This window comes from Levilactobacillus suantsaii, assembly GCF_014069315.1.
GTDB lineage: Bacteria > Bacillota > Bacilli > Lactobacillales > Lactobacillaceae > Levilactobacillus > Levilactobacillus suantsaii.
The window spans coordinates 660,833-679,951 of sequence record NZ_CP059603.1 but is presented as its reverse complement, the minus strand read 5'-3'; the positions used below and the strand labels follow the sequence as shown (position 1 = coordinate 679,951).

Annotated in this window: 18 protein-coding genes, 1 pseudogene and 1 riboswitch; of the genes and pseudogenes, 14 read left to right on the top strand and 5 right to left on the bottom strand. The window is 51.2% G+C overall.

Going from position 1 to position 19,119, the window contains the following annotated elements:
• Positions 1–125: 125 nt before the first annotated feature.
• The 4 genes and pseudogenes from H3M12_RS03200 to H3M12_RS03190 form a co-directional block, all read left to right on the top strand.
• Positions 126–1,196, top strand: a complete 1,071-nt coding sequence (locus tag H3M12_RS03200; RefSeq protein WP_129033426.1) for a 2,3-butanediol dehydrogenase — start codon at positions 126–128, stop codon at positions 1,194–1,196.
• A gap of 76 nt (positions 1,197–1,272) precedes the next feature.
• A riboswitch (TPP riboswitch) is annotated at positions 1,273–1,373 on the top strand.
• Between the two features lie 65 nt (positions 1,374–1,438).
• Positions 1,439–2,317, top strand: coding sequence for a cytosine permease (locus tag H3M12_RS03195; protein WP_225423520.1), 879 nt, complete (start codon positions 1,439–1,441; stop codon positions 2,315–2,317).
• A gap of 26 nt (positions 2,318–2,343) precedes the next feature.
• Complete coding sequence (locus H3M12_RS12835; protein WP_225423519.1) at positions 2,344–2,496, top strand: hypothetical protein; 153 nt, start codon at positions 2,344–2,346, stop codon at positions 2,494–2,496.
• A 57-nt stretch (positions 2,497–2,553) separates the two neighbouring features.
• Positions 2,554–2,931 (top strand): annotated as a pseudogene (locus tag H3M12_RS03190) (YaaA family protein); the annotation flags it as partial.
• A 179-nt stretch (positions 2,932–3,110) separates the two neighbouring features.
• Here H3M12_RS03190 and H3M12_RS03185 read toward each other — a convergent pair.
• Together H3M12_RS03185 and H3M12_RS03180 are read right to left on the bottom strand one after the other, a co-directional pair.
• Positions 3,111–4,277 carry an RNA-guided endonuclease InsQ/TnpB family protein gene (locus tag H3M12_RS03185; protein ID WP_129032589.1) on the bottom strand — a complete coding sequence of 389 codons (1,167 nt, stop codon included), beginning with the start codon at positions 4,275–4,277 and terminating at the stop codon, positions 3,111–3,113.
• 179 nt (positions 4,278–4,456) lie between these two features.
• Positions 4,457–5,644: a multidrug effflux MFS transporter gene (locus H3M12_RS03180; protein WP_404820020.1), complete on the bottom strand. Its 1,188-nt coding sequence runs from the start codon at positions 5,642–5,644 to the stop codon at positions 4,457–4,459.
• Positions 5,645–5,939: 295 nt separating this feature from the next.
• Here H3M12_RS03180 and lepB point away from each other — a divergent pair, with 295 nt between their 5' ends.
• The 7 genes from lepB (at position 5,940) to H3M12_RS03145 (ending at position 12,485) form a co-directional block, all read left to right on the top strand.
• Positions 5,940–6,533 (top strand): signal peptidase I, encoded by a 594-nt coding sequence (gene lepB / locus H3M12_RS03175; protein WP_129032588.1) that lies wholly within the window; start codon positions 5,940–5,942, stop codon positions 6,531–6,533.
• Between the two features lie 351 nt (positions 6,534–6,884).
• A complete protein-coding gene (locus tag H3M12_RS03170; RefSeq protein WP_129032587.1) occupies positions 6,885–7,340 on the top strand; it encodes a MarR family winged helix-turn-helix transcriptional regulator in 456 nt (151 codons plus the stop codon).
• 104 nt (positions 7,341–7,444) lie between these two features.
• Positions 7,445–8,176, top strand: a complete 732-nt coding sequence (locus tag H3M12_RS03165) for an ABC transporter ATP-binding protein (protein ID WP_129032586.1) — start codon at positions 7,445–7,447, stop codon at positions 8,174–8,176.
• The gene (locus H3M12_RS03160; protein WP_129032585.1) at positions 8,166–9,344 is read left to right on the top strand and encodes an ABC transporter permease; all 1,179 of its coding nucleotides are present in this window, start codon (positions 8,166–8,168) and stop codon (positions 9,342–9,344) included. The genes H3M12_RS03165 and H3M12_RS03160 overlap by 11 nt, the downstream gene beginning before the upstream one ends.
• A gap of 1 nt (position 9,345) precedes the next feature.
• On the top strand, positions 9,346–9,996 hold the full coding sequence (locus H3M12_RS03155) for a TetR/AcrR family transcriptional regulator (RefSeq protein WP_129032584.1): 651 nt from the start codon (positions 9,346–9,348) through the stop codon (positions 9,994–9,996).
• 181 nt (positions 9,997–10,177) lie between these two features.
• The gene (locus H3M12_RS03150; RefSeq protein WP_129032583.1) at positions 10,178–11,509 is read left to right on the top strand and encodes a C1 family peptidase; all 1,332 of its coding nucleotides are present in this window, start codon (positions 10,178–10,180) and stop codon (positions 11,507–11,509) included.
• A gap of 115 nt (positions 11,510–11,624) precedes the next feature.
• Positions 11,625–12,485, top strand: a complete 861-nt coding sequence (locus H3M12_RS03145; RefSeq protein ID WP_129032582.1) for an aminoglycoside N(3)-acetyltransferase — start codon at positions 11,625–11,627, stop codon at positions 12,483–12,485.
• Positions 12,486–12,911: 426 nt separating this feature from the next.
• On the opposite strand, the gene H3M12_RS03140 is transcribed toward H3M12_RS03145, so the two are convergent.
• Positions 12,912–13,178: a hypothetical protein gene (locus H3M12_RS03140; protein WP_129032581.1), complete on the bottom strand. Its 267-nt coding sequence runs from the start codon at positions 13,176–13,178 to the stop codon at positions 12,912–12,914.
• A gap of 200 nt (positions 13,179–13,378) precedes the next feature.
• On the opposite strand from H3M12_RS03140, the gene H3M12_RS03135 reads away from it, so the two are divergent.
• Positions 13,379–15,352, top strand: a complete 1,974-nt coding sequence (locus H3M12_RS03135; RefSeq protein WP_129032580.1) for a glycoside hydrolase family 127 protein — start codon at positions 13,379–13,381, stop codon at positions 15,350–15,352.
• An 87-nt stretch (positions 15,353–15,439) separates the two neighbouring features.
• On the opposite strand, the gene H3M12_RS03130 is transcribed toward H3M12_RS03135, so the two are convergent.
• Complete coding sequence (locus H3M12_RS03130) at positions 15,440–15,979, bottom strand: hypothetical protein (RefSeq protein WP_129032579.1); 540 nt, start codon at positions 15,977–15,979, stop codon at positions 15,440–15,442.
• A gap of 222 nt (positions 15,980–16,201) precedes the next feature.
• Here H3M12_RS03130 and H3M12_RS03125 point away from each other — a divergent pair, with 222 nt between their 5' ends.
• Positions 16,202–17,014: a DNA/RNA non-specific endonuclease gene (locus H3M12_RS03125; RefSeq protein ID WP_129032578.1), complete on the top strand. Its 813-nt coding sequence runs from the start codon at positions 16,202–16,204 to the stop codon at positions 17,012–17,014.
• A 206-nt stretch (positions 17,015–17,220) separates the two neighbouring features.
• Here H3M12_RS03125 and H3M12_RS03120 read toward each other — a convergent pair whose 3' ends face one another.
• Positions 17,221–17,376: a hypothetical protein gene (locus tag H3M12_RS03120; protein WP_170954973.1), complete on the bottom strand. Its 156-nt coding sequence runs from the start codon at positions 17,374–17,376 to the stop codon at positions 17,221–17,223.
• Positions 17,377–17,499: 123 nt separating this feature from the next.
• On the opposite strand from H3M12_RS03120, the gene cls reads away from it, so the two are divergent.
• On the top strand, positions 17,500–18,951 hold the full coding sequence (cls, locus tag H3M12_RS03115) for a cardiolipin synthase (protein ID WP_129032577.1): 1,452 nt from the start codon (positions 17,500–17,502) through the stop codon (positions 18,949–18,951).
• Positions 18,952–19,119: the final 168 nt, after the last annotated feature.

The window sequence follows — 19,119 nt, the reverse complement described above, 5'->3', positions numbered from 1 at the left end:
GACGCGTTATGGCGGGAATCGATTGGGTTTGAGTTCGGAGTGCGGGTTGTGAGAATGTTTGACATCATCAAAGAAAGCACTTTTACTTTAAGTAAGTGCTAATAAAAAATAAGGAGGACACCAACATGAAAGCAGTTAGAATTTATGGCGCCAAGGACGCCCGGTTAGAAGACGTGACGATTGCGGACCCGAAGGACGATGAGGTTCAACTCAAGGTCAAATACTGTGGGATTTGTGGCAGTGACTTACACGAGTATACGGAAGGGCTGACGTTACCCACGGTCAAGCACCCCATCAGTGGCCAGTCGCTCCCCATCATCATGGGCCACGAGTTCGCCGGTGAAGTCGTCAAGGTCGGCCAAAATGTGACTGACTTGCAGGTTGGTGACAGCGTCGCCGTTGAACCGTTGATTGCGTGTGGTCACTGTGACAATTGCCGGGCCGGGCGATACAACCTTTGCGAAAATGCCATTGGGGACGATGGCAGCAGTAACTTCCTTGGCTTTTCGGCCGACGGGGGGTACGCCGAGTACGCCAACGTCCGCGACTTCTTCGCCCACAAGATGCCAGCTGGCATGAGTTATGAACTGGGTGCCGTGACCGAACCAACGACGGTGGCCTACGAAGCCATCAAGAAGAGTCAACTGCGGGTCGGGCAAACGGTCGCCGTCATGGGGGCCGGTCCTATCGGCTTGTTAACGGCAACGTTGGCAAGACTTGCTGGGGCAACTAAGGTCTATATTACGGATGTCTCCCCGGAACGGCTACAAAAAGCCCGGGACTTAGGCCTGACAGACGTCTTGGATTCTAGCCACGGGGACGTGGTTGAGCAAATCAAGCAGGGTACTCCCGGTGGCGTAGATTTGGTTTACGATGCGGCTGGTATCCAAACGACCTTTGACACCGCCATCCGAGTGGCCAAGAAGGGTGGTAGGGTCATGTTGATTGCCCTCTTCAGTCAAAAGATCTCGGTCGACGTGACGAACCGTTTAATCATGCAAGGCCTGGATATCTTAACGACGTTAGGCTACAACAACGATTATCCTGCGGTCATGCGGTTAATTAACGAGCACGCCGAAACCTTCAAAAAGATCATCACGAAGAAGATTCCGTTGTCCCGGGCCATTGAAGATGGTGTGAAGACCTTGGCGACCGATAAATCACAAGTCAAAATTTTGATTTCGCCGACCATGTAGGCAACTGGCGGTCACCCACAGGAGGAAACTTGCTGGCCCACTAATTTAGCGGTATGCTGAACTTAAATTTAAATCGAAAAAACACTAGGGGTGCCAATGCTGGCTGAGATGGACGTGGTCCGATCCCTTTGAACCTGTTGAGTTAAGACTCGCGAAGGAAAGTGTCGGTCATTAAAAAGCGTCCCTTCGTTAAGTTCCGGCTTAACGGGGGACGTTTTTTCGGGTCAAGGGAGTTTTGGACGATGACGATTCGGTTAAGAAATCAGTTTTTACTGTGGTTAGGAGCGGCCATCTCGATTGCGGAAATCGTGACAGGCACGTTGATAGCGCCGCTGGGATGGTCGCAAGGTCTAGCCGCAATTATCCTGGGACATTTGATTGGCGGGGGCCTGTTTCTTTTGCCGGCCGCCTATTTATCGGCGCGCCAACACCAAACCGCGATTGGGGTGACCGGCCAGGTCTTTGGGCCCTGGGGCGTGCGGTTGTTTTCGCTACTCAACGCCTTGCAACTGGTGGGCTGGACGGCGGTGATGATCGTTAACGCGCAACTGGCCATGGACGGGATTGCTCAACACTTGTTGCACTTTCGTTCGCCGGTAGTCATGGCCAGTATCGTGGCGGTTCTGATTGGCATCTGGTTGTTGCTGGACCATCAATGGCTGTTTCGTATCAATAACGTGGTGGTTATCTTGCTGGCCGTGGGAATGCTACTGATGATGGGCGGCATCGTCTGGCAGGGCCACGTGCACGCGTTGACGGAGGGCAACTTAAGCTTTGGTGGCGCCGTGGAACTCAACGTGACTATGGCTTTGTCGTGGTTGCCTTTGATTGGCGACTATACGCGCCAGAGTGACCAGCCATTACGGGCCAGTTTGGCCAGTGTCGGCGGGTACTTCTGTGGGAGCCTTGCGATGTTTATCATCGGACTATTGACGGTCACGTTGACCGGCCAAGCGGATTTCACGCAGGTGCTGGCCCAGTCAAACTGGGGCTTAGTGGCGCTCGTCATCATTGTTTTTTCAACGGTCACGACCACGTTCATGGACGCGTATTCGGCGGCCACCAATCTGAATAACCTGTTGGCGTTTGGCCACGTGAACCTCTGGGGCATCGGCGGTTAGCCTTAGGCTGGAACTTTGCCTGGTGGGTGGTCGGTACGCTGGCGTACTCGTGGCTCCAGCGTCTCGATTTTATCGGCGGGACTACGCTACTATTGCTGATTATTCTGGGCATCGGGGTGTTGGTGACCGGGCACTTCACCAAGCTGCACCCGCTGATGACACCGGCTACTAAGGACTGAATTGTACCGATGTGACGAGGTAAACTGTGGTAATCTAGGGGCAAAGGAGACCGTTATATGAAAATCATCATTGCCCCCGCCAAGAAGATGCAGGTGGCCCCGGACGACTTTGCCGTTCAGGGGCAACCACAATACTTGGCCCAAACCAACCAAATTTTACGGCGTTTGCGCGAGTTGACCTACGCGGAAGCGCACCAAATGTGGCGGTGTAGCGACAAGTTGGCCCGGACCAATTACGACTGGTTACAGCGTTTAGAATTGACCCAGAACCAGAACCAGACCCCCGCCGTGATGGCCTATAGCAGTCTGCAATACCAAGCGATGGCGCCGGATCTATTCACGGTGCCGGCATTGGCCTATGTACAAGTCCATCTGCGGCTCTTGTCAGCTTTTTATGGTGTGTTGCGTCCCTTCGATGGCATCGTGCCGTACCGGTCGACGGCCAACGATTTGGTCTTTATTGAACGGACTTAAGTCAAAGTGAACTACTCGTCACTAAAGTAACGAGCTTCTGGGAACGTTAAGTAGTGTTTAGGATTTTACGGTGGTATCCCAAGTACCTAACTCACAGAACTTAACTATTTTACCAAGGCTAGTTCCTAACCTAACGGCTTTTATCCGGCATTTTTCAGCCCTTTGTTTAAGATGTTAACTGCCGCGTTAACATCTCGATCATGCTGGGTTCCACAGCGCGGACAAGTCCATTCGCGAATCTCTAGTGGTTTACGGCCACTTTGAAAGCCACAGTGGGAACACTGCTGACTCGTATAATTAGGCTTGACCGTGATTAACTGTTTTCCATATCGTTGACACTTATATTCAAGCGTGTATCTGAATTGGGACCAACTAGCGTTGGCAATTGACTTAGCTAGGTGGTGATTGTGCATTAGATTTTTGGTTTTCAAATCTTCAATCACAATTACATCGTATTTTTTAACCAAGTCAGTGGTTATCTTGTGTAAATAATCTTTGCGTTTATTGGCCAGTTTCTGTTGGTAGCGTGCCTTGGTTTTCCTAGCACGTTGCCAGTTTTGGTAGTCATTAATCACCATATCGGTTAGATGGGCTTTATTGTGGTTCCACTGGCGAACGTTAATCGTCGCCTTATATTTGCGCCGGTTGTATTTACGTTGCCAAGCTGTGGCCTGATAAGTCTCCCACAGGGCTTGGAACTTGTCATATTTATCACCGTCAGAGGTGATTGCCAAGTCAGCCACCCCCATATCAATTCCCACAACTAAATTAGTCTTAGTGAATGGTTCGGGATCCGGACACTCAATCTGTAAGCTAAGGTAATATTTACCGGTTGGATCCAAACTGATGGTGTAGCGTTTGAATTTTCCAACGGCCAGTGCACCTGTCTTGCTCGTTTTGATGCTCCCAAGTTTGGGTAATTTAACTCGCCGTTTGGCAATCACCACCTTAGCACTAGCTGAAAACCGCCCCGTGTAGGATTTTTTAGTGGAACGGCGCGACTTGAAACGAGGCTGACCGCCTTGATGTTTAAATAGCCTGGAGAAAGACTGGGCTAAGTTGTGGTTAACTATCTGTAAGCTAGTCGCGTCACTGGCTTTTAGAAACGGGTATTCTTTTTTGAGTTGTTTAAGTAAATTGTTCATGCCGTACTCATTAACAAATTGACTACTAGGGTTGTTTTGATAGCGGGATTTGGCCATTGCTAACATTTGATTCCAAACAAAACGGCCATTGCCGAATAATTGCCATAGTTGCTTGGCTTGTGTCTGAGTTGGGTATAAGCGTAGTTTAACCCCTTTGAGCATGTTTTCACCACCTTGCTGGTCTTAATGCACTTATTATACACCGTTTACGGCATTGGCATATACCAATATGCAAAACAAAGGGCGATTCATCACGTCTTTAAAAAGGCGTGTTTTCTCGCCCAATCATTATAAAAAAGCCAGCGTCGCCATGATTGCGATGCTGGCTTCTATTTTCAGCATTAAGTATGATGACGCTGGAAGCGCGTCAGCCCGTAAGCGCCAACGTGACAAACGAAGAGCATGCCCGCCATGGCGGCGTACGAGCTACCGGTCATCCCGGCTAACGGGGAGGCCAGGCCTCCGAAAGCGTTTTGCGACAAGCCGATGACGGCCGAGGCACTGCCGGCATTTTGGGCGGCCTGGTCCATGATTACGGTGACGGTCAGGGTCAAAAGCGCCCCAATCAAGATGACCAAGATGAGAACCAAGGCGATGACCAACCAGACGTTGGCCGGGAACAGTAACGAGACCAAGAGCAACGCACTGGTGGCGATGGCCGTCAGTAACAGACCGGTTAACTGCTGTTGGTTCGAGTAGCGTCTAGCTAACCGTGCCGGCAGGTTGCTGCCGACTACGATACCCAGGCCGTTAAAGGCGTAGAGCAAGCTGAAGGTCTGCGGCGCCAGGCCAAAGCCGGTCTGAAAGACGAAGGTCGACGCGGAGATGTAGCTGAATAGCGCACCATAAACTAGCCCAGTGGCCACAATTAATGGCCAAAAGGACGCTTGAGTGATAAAATGGCCCATTGCCACAAAGGAACTCCGGTAGCCGCCGGTCTGGCGTTGATTGGCAGGTAACGATTCGTGCAGTCCCCAGAAGACGGCTAGGGCAATCGCCACCCCGATTACGGCTAGTAAGATGAAGACGGCTTCCCAGTCGACGTAGCGGATCATGAAGCCGCCGACGATTGGCGCAATGATGGGGAAGACGCCGTTAACGGTGTTCAACATGGCGTAAAAGCGGGTCAGTTTTTTCCCACTAAATAGGTCGCGGGCCACGGCCCGGGCTAAGACTTGGCCGGTGGCACCAGCAATTCCTTGAATAAATCGTAGAGCAATTAGTAAGGCAACTGAATGAATAAAAGCGATAATTAATGAAACAAGCCCAAAGATTAAAAAGCCCACGATGAGAGGACGCTTGCGCCCATGTTGGTCGGAGAAGGGGCCAGCAATCAATTGGCCCAAGGCGAGGCCGACCAGACAACTGGTGATACTGAGCTGCATGAGTGACGCGCTGGTCATGAACTGGTGTTGCATCTGGGGCAACGCCGGGAGGTACAAATCGATGGCTAACGGCCCGGTCGCGCTGACGGTCCCGAGCAGAAACGTCAACCAGATTTGGCGACCGCGAGTCAGTGAAGTGGTCAAAAGGGTCACCCTTTCTATGAGGTAAGATTACCGGTTAGTGGCGGGGCGACCCCGTGGTAACCACTAAAAGTACGGTTATTGGATATTATTGCCGGAAAGTGATTATTTTGCAAGTTGTGGGTGGTCTAGTCCGGCCAGAATCTTCACAAAAAGATAAATTTCAGCTAAAAAGTGGGTATTTAGCGCTGTAAATGGTAAGATTAAAGACAGTTCAAGCTGACTTTAATCAGTAACGGTCATCAAAGTGATGGTCGTTATTGTGGAAAACTTATCCCTGATTGTAAGGAGTCGTATTATGCAAAAAACGAAAGAGATTATGAGCTGGGTCGTGCCCATCTTAATTGGGTTAGCGATTGCGTTGGTCATCAAGGCCTTTGTCTTTACACGTGTCCGGGTCGATGGCCCGTCGATGGAGCCGAACCTGACGAACAACGAAAAGGTGGTCGCGTATAAACCAGCCAAAGTCAAACATCTGAGTGTCATCGTGTTTGACGCATACGGGGAAGATCCCACAGCCAAGGCCCACACTAACTATGTGAAGCGGGTCATCGGGTTGCCTGGTGATAAGATTAAGAGTAAAAATGGGTACATTTATGTAAACAATAAGAAAATTAAGCAAAACTTCATTAGTAAAAGTGAACGGACATCTGGGACCGGTAACTGGACGCTGGCCAGCATTTCGAAGACTTGGCCTAAGAGTAATAAAAATCGGAATGTGACCGTCGTGCCGAAGGGCAAATACTTCGTCCTCGGTGATCACCGGAGCGTGTCGAACGATAGCCGGTACTGGGGCTTTGTCGATAAGGACAAGGTCGTTGGGGTGGTCAAGGTACCATTCTGGACCTCGACCAAGACCAAGCGAAATAATGTTAATTCATTGGCCTACTAGCGGTTAAGCTGCGTCATTTTGACCAACGATTCTGGGACAAAACATTAAAGTGCACCTCTTTTAAAAGAGGTGCACTTTTTAAGTTACTTGATGTCCATAATGGTACCGAAATGTGCGCCCCAAGTCAGTTTGTCCCACTCTCGTTTCGTTTTTCTGGCTCACCTGGGTCGGTTAGCGTGACGAATTCTGCTGGTTAGCGGGCTTAGTGTTAGGAATCACGGTTGCTTGATGGGGCATTAATCCCGGTTTGACGGAATTTAGGTGGCAATTTAGGTCGCACGTTATCTTGACATTTAGTCCGAAATAGTATATGCTTGCGCACGTAATTTTAGGGAAGGGAGTTGTCGTCGAATGGTAACTGGTGCTAATGATTCGGATGTCTTGAAGTGGTTGTCGATTGCGAACCGGTATACGCGCATTGCGTTGGACCGACGCTTGCAGCCGTATCGGCTCAATGCCAGCATGTATTATTACATCTTGCGCTTACACGAACAGCCACGGTTAACGCAGGATAAGCTGATCAGTCTGACCTATTTGAACCCCAGTAACGTGACGCGAGCCGTGAACCAACTGGTGAACTTAGGTTACGTCCGCAAACGGCAATCCAAGCGCGATAAGCGGGTCTACGAGTTGTCGTTGACGCGTAAGGGGGAACGCCTCTACCCTGAGATCGTCAAGTTACGGCAAAGCGTCGCTGATGACCTTTTGAGTGACGTTCCGGTCGCACAACACGATGAGTTGGTGGCCCGGATTCGCCAACTAGCCTTACGGGCCGTCGCCAACGAGACACCGGGCCCAACTAAATAACCTGGTCGCCATTGGGTGAGTTGACAGATCGGTGAACTCGCCTTAAGATAGGGCTGAAAGTGAGTGAACACTCACTCACTGCTTTAATGAGGAGGGTGAACACGATGACACAAACCATGATTGAGGTTCACAAGGTGGCTAAGCGGTTTGGCAATAACGTGGTCCTCAAACAAGTGAGTTTACGGTTACCCGCGGGCCAGATTATGGGTCTGATTGGGCCTTCTGGTGCCGGTAAGACCACGTTAGTTAAAGCCATCATGGGGATGGAACGCGTCGATGCCGGGGAAACCACGGTACTGAATACGGCCATGCCCAACCGCCAGATCATGCAAAAGATTGGCTATATGGCTCAAAGTGATGCACTTTACGAGACGCTGACAGCGCGCGAGAATCTCCATTTCTTTGGTGAATTAATGGGAGTGCACGGTGCGCAATTAACTGCCGCCATCACCCACGTGGCCGCGGTGGTGAACTTAACGGATGAATTATCTCGCCGGGTGCGGGCCTATTCCGGGGGGATGAAGCGGCGACTATCTCTTGCGATTGCGTTGATTGCGGATCCGGCGCTCTTGATTTTAGACGAACCCACGGTGGGCATCGACCCGGAGTTACGCCAACAGATTTGGGCGGAACTGCGCCGGCTCAAGCAACAGGGCAAGGCCATCCTGGTCACGACCCACGTGATGGACGAAGCGGAACGCTGTGATGAGTTGATGCTGATTCGCGAAGGTATTGCGTTGGCCCAGGGTACGCCTGCTGAATTGAAACGGGCGTACGCGGTGGATACGATCGAACAGGTCTTTTTGAAAGCGGGGCGGCTACAGGATGAGAATTAGAGCGATTGTGCACCGGGTTTTACGAGAAATGTTGCGGGATAAACGAACTTTGGCGTTGATGTTTTTAGCCCCGTTATTTATCTTGACGTTGATGTTTTTCTTATTTGAGGATAGTTCGACTAGCGTGGCCAAAATCGGGGTCAGTCACGTGAATACCAACCTAGTAAAGACTTTGAAAACGAAACATACCGAAATCGCGACTTTTAAGCAGACTAGTGGGGCCACGGCGAAGATCCGGAACCACCGGTTGGCCGCGTTCATCAGCCAGAAGAATGGCAAGTTGACCGTGACCTACGCGAATAGCCAACCCGGCGACACCACGATTGTGAAGCAGACCTTACAGGGCGCCGTCACCAAGCTCAAAGTGCAACGGTTGGTCGCGGCTACTAAGGCCCAGAAGCAGGCATTGACCCAACAAAGTCGCCAGCTAAAAGCACTGGTGGCACAGCAAGCCGCGGCCCAGGGGCAGAGCACCCCGACGACTGCTAAGAAAAAAGCTGCGCCGTCTGTGGCCAAGGCACCGTCTTACGCGGTGACCAGCCATTATCTCTATGGTAGTTCATCTTCGACGTTCTTTGATACCTTCTTACCGGTCCTGTTAGGCTTCTTCGTGTTCTTCTTTGTCTTTTTGATTTCGGGGATTTCCCTGCTGAACGAGCGGACTACGGGCACGTTGACCCGCTTACTAGCCACGCCAGTCCGCCGGGGGGAAATCATCACTGGTTACCTAATCGGGTATGGGATCTTCGCCGTGATTCAGACACTCATCACGGTGACCTTTGCGTTGACGGTTTTCAACATTCATATGTTGGGGAGCGTTTGGGTTATTTTGTTGATCAACTTTTTACTGGCGATGGTAGCGCTGTCGATGGGCATCTTCATTTCGACGTTTGCTAATTCCGAATTTCAGATGGTCCAGTTTATCCCCATCGTTATCGTGCCGCAGGTCTTTTTCTCCGGTATTATTTCGGTCACGGCCATGCCAGACTGGCTCCAGTGGATTGCGCACATCTTCCCATTGTACTATGGTGGAGAGGCACTCATGAACGTGGCGACCAGAGGCGACAGTTTGGGTGCCGTGAGTGGTGACCTATGGCTGTTACTGCTGTTTGCGGTGGCCTTTACTGCGTTGAACGTGGTCGGGTTGAAACGATATCGGAGGGTCTAGAATGGCGAAAAATACGACGATTAAAACGGTCTTTGACCAGGTCCTAGCGGCCGACCCCAACTTGCCGGCCAAACAAAAGCAGGTTTTAGCGGCGAGCTTGGCGCTTTTTGCGGCCCAGGGGTTTGCCAACACTAGCACCAAGCAAATTGCGGCCAAGGCCGGGGTGGCCGAAGGGACGGTCTACCGGCGTTACAAAACCAAAGATGACTTGCTTGCGGCGTTGATCAAGCCGCTGGTGTCGGAAGTTATGCCCCGGTTGATGCGGGAGTTTGCCAGCCAGGTCGTGCGCATGCCGACACTTACTCGGCACCAGTTCTTGACGACTTTGGTGGCCAACCGGGTGGACTTCTTGCAAGACAACTGGCGCGAAGCTAAAATTTTAATCAACGAGATGCTAATGCGCGAAGATTTGCGTCAACAGGTCCTAGTCCAAGCGGCGCCAGTGATTGAAAAAAACCTGTTTCCAGTCTTAGACCGACTCAAGGATGCGGGGCAGTTACGAGACTTAGGTAACGACGTGATTGCCCAACTATTGATTGGCACAATCCTAACTAACCTGGTGCGGGCGAACTTGCAGGGGGATCTGCATCAGTTTATTGTTCGAACGCCAGTACTGATTGATTTTCTTGACCGTGGCCTGGCGCCCGATTGACCGTTAGTTGGACATAACCGTAAGGGGATTTCCCGCCAGTTGTGCGGAGGATCCCCTTTTTAGATGGTCCAGCCCAATTAACAATTGCGTTTTGGCAAGGAAAAGCTTAAACTATAAGCAAAAATTATGAGAATTTTATGAGATTTCTCATTTTGAGCTGTAGAAAGAGGGAATTCACTCGATGGATCAAACGAAATTAGATACGGCGTTAACCGCCGCTGACATTGCTGAATTGCATGCAGACCTGCTGCAGCAGCCGGCCCATGACGTGATCAGTCGCGCCGTCATCAAAAACGGGGTGCTCGCAGCCGCCGAAGACCCGCACGCTGCTGTCCGGTTACAACGGACTTTTTCCGTGGAGGTCCCGACCGGCAAGGTATCCAACCAGAAGCACTCGGGTCGTTGCTGGCTCTTTGCCACGTTGAACACTTTACGGCACCAATTTGCTGCGAAGTACCACGTCAAGGACTTTGAGTTATCGCAAAGTTACTTGTTCTTCTGGGACAAGGTGGAACGGGCCAACATTTTCTACGACAACATCTTACGGACTGCGGACCGGCCGGCTAACGACCGCGAAGTTAGTTTTTATTTGGCCCGTCCCGGTGAAGACGGTGGCCAGTGGGCCATGGGGGCCGCGCTGGTCCAAAAATACGGAGTCTTGCCAAGTAGTGCCATGCCGGAATCGTTCAACACCAACGATACAACGGGATTTGCGACGACCTTAGACTTAAAACTGCGCAAAGACGCCGTGACCTTACGCCAACTTGTGGCCGATCACGCCGATGAGGCGCAGATTGCCGCGACCCGTAAAGCGGCTTTAAAGGAAGTTTACCGAATGGCGGCCTACGCTTTCGGGGAACCGTCGACCCATTTTGATTTGGAATACAAGGACGATCAGGACAAGTATCACCGAACCGCCAACCTTACGCCGCAGGACTTCTTCCAGCAATTTTTTGACGTGGACTTGGACGATTACGTGGTGCTCTCGAACTCGCCCGACAAGCCGTATAACCAACTGTATGCGCTCCCCACTCAAGATAACGTGGTCGGCGGCAAGCACATCACCTTTTTGAACCTTCCCATGGCCGAACTCAAACGAACCACCATCGCGCAGCTACAGGCCGGCGAGACCGTCTGGTTCGGCAACGACGTGCTCCAGCAGATGAGCCGAGAACGCGGTTTTCTCGACAGTCAGCTCTACCAGACTGCCGCTTTATTTGGTATCGATTTGAGCTTGACCAAAGCCCAACGCCTGGAATACCACGACGCCGAGGTCTCCCACGCGATGACTTTTACTGGGGTGGACTTGGTCGACCAAGAACCGACCCGCTGGAAGGTCGAAAACAGTTGGGGCGAAAAGAACGGCGCCAAGGGGTATTTCGTGATGACCGACGAGTGGATGGACGATTTCGTTTACGAAGTCGTGGTCCACAAACGCTTCTTGACGCCAGAACAACGAGCGCAGTTAGCTACGACGCCACAGCCGTTAACGGCTTGGGACCCGCTCAACTAAACTGATTGAAAAATGCAACGTGGATCCCGGACGGTTATTTTAGTCCAGCGACCCACGTTTGGTTTAACGAGAGACTGACCCCGCTTTGGCAGCGTGGGCAAAGGAGGAGATTACCATGGCAGAATGGCAAAAAACACCAGTTACGGCGGTGGTGACCGCCGCGGAACTACGTAATCAATTGTTGGCTCTGGGGATTCGGTCAACGGATAGTTGTCTGGTCCATACGGCTTTGAGCCAATTTGGGTACATTCCTGGGGGTGAACAGACCGTCGTTTCGGTCTTAAAGCACGTTTTATCGCAGGGGAATATCGTCATGCCGGCGCAGACTGTGGATTATTCGGACCCCCGGACTTGGGACACGCCCGCAGCCACGGCCAGTGCGGCCCAACGCATCTACGCCAACATGCCACCCTTTGACCGGCAACTTAGCCCGGTCCACTTCATTGGCCGAACGCCAGAGTATTTCCGGACGTTACCGGGAACGGTACGCAGTAACCATCCGCTATATTCGATGACGGCCTGGGGACAAAATAGCGTGGAAATCTGTGAGACGACTACCTTGGACTTACCTTTTGGTGTGAGCGGTCCGTTACAAAAACTCTACGCGCTCAACGGCAAGGTCGTGATGCTCGGGACCGACTATGAGAGCTGTACGGTCTTGCATCTGGCCGAGTCGACCATCGACCGGCCGCAACACCGCGAGATCGCGCCGGTTGCGGTGGGGGACCGCACGGAATGGCGGGGCTTCAACAACGTGCCCCTTGAACCGTATGACGATTTCAACCGTGTGGGGGCGCGCTTCGAACAAGCCCAACCCCACCTGGTTCGGCGATTAGCTGTGGCGCCTGGGACCATCACCGTGGTGCCAATTCGACCACTGGTAGACTTTGCGCGGGACTATTACCACCGTAAAGACCAGCAACACCAGGCCGAGTTGCGGCAATGGGGGACTGTGCCGGCACTCAAAACTAACTAAAAAAGGGCGGGTCAGTCGGAAAACCGGCTGGCCCGCCCTGACTCGTCTGGTTAGAACGAGCTTCATTTTAGTGATGACTAAGATGAAAATGGTTGGTTAATTCTTAGGTTATAAGTAGCATAAACGCTAAATGTGAAGAATTTGTGAACAAAATAATGAAATTAATAATAGGAATGATAGCCTATATTTTATAGGTGTCCAAAAGGCGGTTAAAGCGCAGTTAGATTACTTATAACTTATCGTTGATAATGGTTTTAATTGCATTTTAGACTTTTACCGGGAAAATTATTCTGAATATTGCGATAAATATTATGTATACAATAAATAATATCTAACCATAAAAATAACGATTTTTGGACTTTATTTTTGGCGGCAAATTTTATCCCCCGACCAAGCTTGGTCGGGGGATAAAACGTTTAATATGATTTAATCATGCCAAGGTCCACGGTGAAAGTGTGCGGGTTTGCCCCCGAGCCGGACCTGTCGTAGGCGTAACTGTTGTGTCCGTTCACGTTCGATCAGTAGTTGTTTTTTGAGATGCCGATTTTTCCAGAATCCATAAACCAAGAGGGTGGCGGGAACGAGTTCTAGCGCCACCGTCGTGGGAATTAACCAGGGGTTATCCTGAACGAGTTCCCGGAGGTTCGCTTGATGCTTAGCAGCAATTGAGTCAGTTGACCGTTTGAAACCCATAAGTATTCACGCTCCTTTGCCCCATGATACCGCAAAAACGGAAGCGCTACCAATAGGGCGGCTTGGTTAAGATGTGCAGACAGTTGGTGACGATTAAAATTAAGCTGAAAAAAGCCTTTAACCCACTAATGAAATCGCTTACTATAAAGTTATAGCTTAGTGCATTTTACTTAATACTGAAGACGGAAAGGATGCTTAAAATGCCAATTAAAACTGCATCTGAACTACAAACGACAAACGTGGAAATTACGGCGGATTTTTGGCGGCGGTACCGCGAACTGGTCGTGAAGGAAGTGCTGCCGTATCAATGGCAGGTGATGAACGACCAAGCGAACATCTCGATTTCGGTGGACCCGCAAAATAACGGTCAGGATAAGAATAGTCATGCCGTGGCCAACCTGAAGATTGCGGCCGGCCAGATGACGGGTCACCACTACGGTTTCCCGTTCCAGGATACCGACGTGTATAAGTGGTTGGAAGCCGCGGCATATTCCTTTAACTACCATCCTAACGCCGACTTGCGAACGATTACGGATAACTTGGTGGATTTAATCGCCGATGCCCAGGACGATGATGGCTACCTGTCCACTTATTTTCAGATTGACGCGCCGGAACGAAAATTCAAGTGGCTCCAACAGTCTCACGAACTTTATACCATGGGTCACTACATCGAAGCTGGGGTGGCCTACTATCAAGCCACGGGCAATCACAAGGCGCTCGCCATTGCGACCCGGATGGCCGATTGTATCGACCGTAACTTTGGTCTGACGGACGGTAAGATTCCGGGGTACGATGGGCACCCAGAGATTGAACTGGCATTGGCTCGCCTGTACGAGGTGACTCAGGACCAGAAATACTTAGACTTGGCGCACTACTTCTTGACACAACGGGGCCAGAACCCGGACTTCTTCGACCAGCAAATTGCCAAGGACGGCGATTCCGACGACCGCGACATCATCCCCGGCATGCGGGAACCGGATTTGACCTACTTTCTGGCTGCGGAACCCATCAAGGATCAAAAGGTCCCGCAAGGCCATGCGGTGCGGGTGGTCTACCTTTGTACCGGGATGGCGTACGTGGCCCGGTACACGGGCGACCAAGATCTGTTAGCGGCCTGTCACCGGTTCTGGGACGACCTGGTCAAGCGGCAAATGTATGTCACCGGTAGTATTGGGGCCACGACTTCGGGCGAAGCGCTGACCTACGACTACGATTTACCGAACGACACGATGTACGGGGAAACCTGCGCCGCTGTGGGGATGGCCTTCTTTGCTCGGCAAATGTTGCATCTGGATGCCAAGGCCGAGTACGCTGACGTTTTGGAAAAGGAACTCTTCAACGGAGCGCTCAGCGGAATGTCACTAGATGGAAAGCATTTCTTCTACGTTAATCCGCTGGAAGCCGACCCTAAGGCCAGTCGGTTGAACCCGGGAAAGTCGCATGTCTTGACCCACCGGGCGGACTGGTTCGGTTGTGCGTGCTGCCCGGCCAACCTGGCGCGTTTGATTACGTCGGTGGACCAGTACCTGTACACGGTTACGGACCAGCAAACAATCTTGTCACACCAGTTCATCGCCAACCGTGCCACCTTTAATAATGGGGTGGAAATTGATCAAACCAACCATTTTCCGTGGGCTGGCGATATCCATTACACCGTGACGGTCCCACAGGGGCTCACGACAAAATTGGGCTTACGGATTCCGGGCTGGTCACCGAACTTTACCTTGAAGGTTAACGGGAAAGATGTAGATCCGACTGTGGACCACGGGTTTGTGTACCTGACACTTACGGCGGACACGACCATTGACCTAACTCTCGATATGACGGTCAAGTTCATGCAAGCCAACAACCGAGTCAGTGCCGACTACGGGCAAGTGGCCGTGCAACGCGGGCCCATCGTTTACGCCGCTGAAGAGGCCGACAACCCGGCGCCACTGTGGCAGTACCGCGTTGACCCGAGCGTTGCGCCGACCTACCAATACGACAAAAAGTTACTTAACGGGGTCGGGATCGTTACGGTTGCCGCAACCAAGCCGGCTAGTGACGCTTCCGATGCGCCGCTTTACCAACCGCTTCAGCTGGCAAATGACATGGCTACCAAGCTGAAGCTGATTCCGTACTACGCCTGGGCGAACCGAGAAAACGGCCAGATGCGTGTTTGGTTCCACCGGTAATAATTAACTGAATCACTAAAAAACTGACCAGTGCCATCATGGTGGTGTATTCCATGATGGCACTGGTCAGTTTTAGTTGAATGATGGTTACTTAGCCGCTTCTACGAAGACGGCCTGGGTCACGTCTGCGTCAACGTCCCGGGCGATGTGGTAGCCCGCGACTTTGACCTTGGACGTCTTATCGGTCCCCGTTAAAGTCTTTTTGACCGTGAACTTCTGGGTCATTGGGATATCAGATAACTTCCCTTTAAAGTGAATGACCGTACGGTTCCCCTTAGTCTTGAAAGTGGCCTGCAAGGTTCCAGACTTATTCAGCGCGTTAGCTTTTTGGGCGGCACTGTAGGATTTGTAAATCTTATTCACGTTGTAGACCGTAGCCTTACCGTTCTTATTGAACCGGTAAGCTTCTAGGCCGGAATTACTCTTGGATTTGAGGTTGCCCGCCACGTACCAGAGCTGGTTGGACTTCAAAATAGTTGATTTAACGTCTTGTTTCTTTGTGGTTCGGTTCTTGAAACTAGCTTGTTGGTTGCTGCCAGATTGACTACTCTTGTTGCAACCCGCTAACCCGATAGTGATCAGGGCGACCAAACTCACGAGCGTCGCGAAAATTCGGGCTTTCTTCATGATAAACTCACCTCGTCAAATAAATTAGCTCCTTTAGCGGAGTTCTCTGTTAGAGTGCTGCTCTTCGAATAGTATAGCATGGATAACCGGTTGATTTATGATCGGGGCGGAGAAAAAAAGTTAGGTTCCAGTAATCGATTCATGGAATTGGGCGCACGGCTGTTCGGGTTTTCTGGTAAAATAGGACCATAGTTTTGGGTCATTTAAGGGAGGAAATTGAGCATGGGTAAACGTCGCCGTCGTCGAGGCACGTCATTCTCCGTTTACGGGGCAATTATCATTGTATTGATTGGGTTAGTGGGGTCCCTGGGTGAACAGGGCAACCCAACGGCTAAAAAACTCACCAATGAAGTCACACAGGTAGTCGACCGGGTTAGTGGTAAGTCTGACCAGGCTAGCACCAAGACGCCGACCCAGTCGGTGGCCACCAAGGCCTTAGCGAACGACAAGTATCAGGGCACGCAAATCGTGGCGGTCAACCATAACCGACCAACGTTCACGGCTAAAGAGTTATCCTTGAAAAAGGGCGCCTGGCAAAAATATGGGGACTTAGATAGCTTGAACCGGGTCACCACGGCTAACGCAATGCTCAGCAAAAGCATCATGCCCACGGCCAAGCGTCAGGCGTTGAACGTGACGCCCACGGGGTGGCATAACAAGTCATACACGGTTAACGGTAAGCGCGGCTATTTGTATAATCGCTGTCACTTGATTGGCTACCAGCTGACCGGGCAAAACAACAACTGGAAGAACTTGATGACCGGGACCCGCTCGTTGAACGATCCGGGGATGACGGCTTACGAAAACCCGGTGGCCAATTACTTAAAGGCCCACCCGAAGTACCACGTCCGCTACCAGGTCCAGCCGGTCTTTCGCGGTAACGAACTGGTCGCTCGGGGGGTGCACATGCAGGCCAAGTCCATTGAGACCAAGGATATTACTTATAACGTTTATATTTATAACATTCAAGCCGGCATTAAGATCAATTACAGCACGGGGTACAGCCAGACTGGCGATCCCGCTGCGGCTTTTTAAATTGAATCAGTCAATAAGGACCGGGCACAAAATACTAAAGTGCACCACCTCTAAATGGAAAAATCCATTTGTAGGTGATGCACTTTTTAAGTTGTTCGGTGGCCGTAATGGTGCCGAAACGTGCGTCAAAAGTCAGTTTGTTAATGCGGTAAGACACGCGAACTAAGTAACTTTTGGCCCACACTTTTATTGGTGATGGTCGCACCCTAGCGACGGTTATTATAGCGGTAGATGAGGTACAGCACGATGCCGACTAACAGGATGACCGCAATCATGGGGTTTTCCCGAAAGATCCAGTGGAAGACCCGAAACGGACTGGTCCCATGAAGACCGCCCAAGAGGGTGACTGCGTGATTCAACATTGATTTAACCCCCTTAAGAATTATAGTTATTGTAGCGGAATTGAAATCGAAAAAAAAGTAAAGACATTTAGTGGTTTTGGCGTATGATGAAAAGGACAAAGCGTATAAGGAGGGAAATTTGCTGTGAGTGTCACAACAATTATTGAAGCCATTATTATCCTGAACACGGTGTTGGCCTTCATCACCGTCTTTCGGGAAAAGCGCGATATTGCGGCGACCTGGGCGTGGATGTTGGTGCTCGTTCTCTTGCCCGTCGTGGGATTTGTGGCCTATGCGTTTATTGGGCGTAAACTTCCCAAGGGGCGGATGTTTTTACTCCAACACCAAGTCGCGATGCAGCTGGATGAACGACTGCAACAGCAACGGCAAAAACTGGGGAAGCAGATTATGCCAGCCGACCGTATCAGTCACTCGGTCATCAATATGGTGAATATGTTCATGGCGACCGACCAAGCCTTTTTAGCTCGCCAAAATAAGGTCCAGGTGATCACCGACGGTCACGAGCTCTTTCAGCTGATGATGACCGATATCGAACAAGCGACTTCTAGCGTTCACATTGAATTTTACACCTTTTACAATGATCAAATTGGAAATGATATGTTGGACTTGCTGGTCAAGAAGGCTCAGGCTGGCGTTGAGGTCCGGGTGATTTACGATCCTTGGGGCTCGATGGGGACTTGGAAACGGTTCTTCAACCCCCTGATGGCTGCGGGCGGTCACGTGGAACCCTTCCTGGGTACCCGGTCGGCTGTCGTCGATTTTCGGTTGAACTTTCGGGATCACCGTAAAATCGTGACGGTGGACGGCCAGGTCGGTTACGTTGGAGGCTTTAACATCGGTGACCAGTATTTGGGCCGCAAGAAGAAGTTTGGCTACTGGCGCGACACCCATTTACGGTTGATGGGCTCCGGGGTCTTTGCGTTGCAGGCCCGCTTCATGCTGGATTGGAACGCCACGGATAAGGACCACCCCTTCGACGACCAACGCATCGACCCGCGTTATTTCCCGTTGACCACGGTCAAGGGCGAGACTAGCCTGCAGATTGTCTCCAGTGGACCGGATTCTGATTTGCAGCAGATTAAGATGGGCTACATGCGAATGATTCAAACGGCCCAGCGTCGTTTGTGGATTCAAACGCCGTACTTGATTCCCGACGACAGTGTCTTGGACTCGTTGCGGATTGCGGCTATGGCGGGCATCGACGTGCGCATCATGATTCCGGATAAGGCGGATCACCCGTTCGTCTACCGGGCGACCCAGTACTATGCGCGGCAGTTAGCCGACGACGGGGTCAAAATCTACTATTATCATAACGGTTTCATTCACGCCAAGACCATGGTGGTCGATGGTCAGTTGGCGTCCGTGGGCTCGGCGAACCTGGATTACCGGAGTTTTAAATTGAATTTCGAAATCAACGCGTTCATTTACGACGCCCAGATTGCTACCCAACTGGAGAATATTTTTAAGATTGATATGACGCATAGTGAACGGATTACGCCCGAAATGTTTGCGCAACAATCGGCTTATTTGAAGTTCAAACAAACTGCTTCCCGCTTATTGTCTCCTATTTTGTAAGGTTACTTTGCTGTGGAACAAATTAGTTGGTTTTCGCGGGAGCAGGGGTGTATTCTGAAACTGCTGATGAGCTTCGTTGCTTGCCGGATTGAGGCCAGTGGCAACACTGGTGGCAAGATGAAGTGAGTCGTTGACAGCAGAATAAAAGTATCGACTAAGGGGGCACCC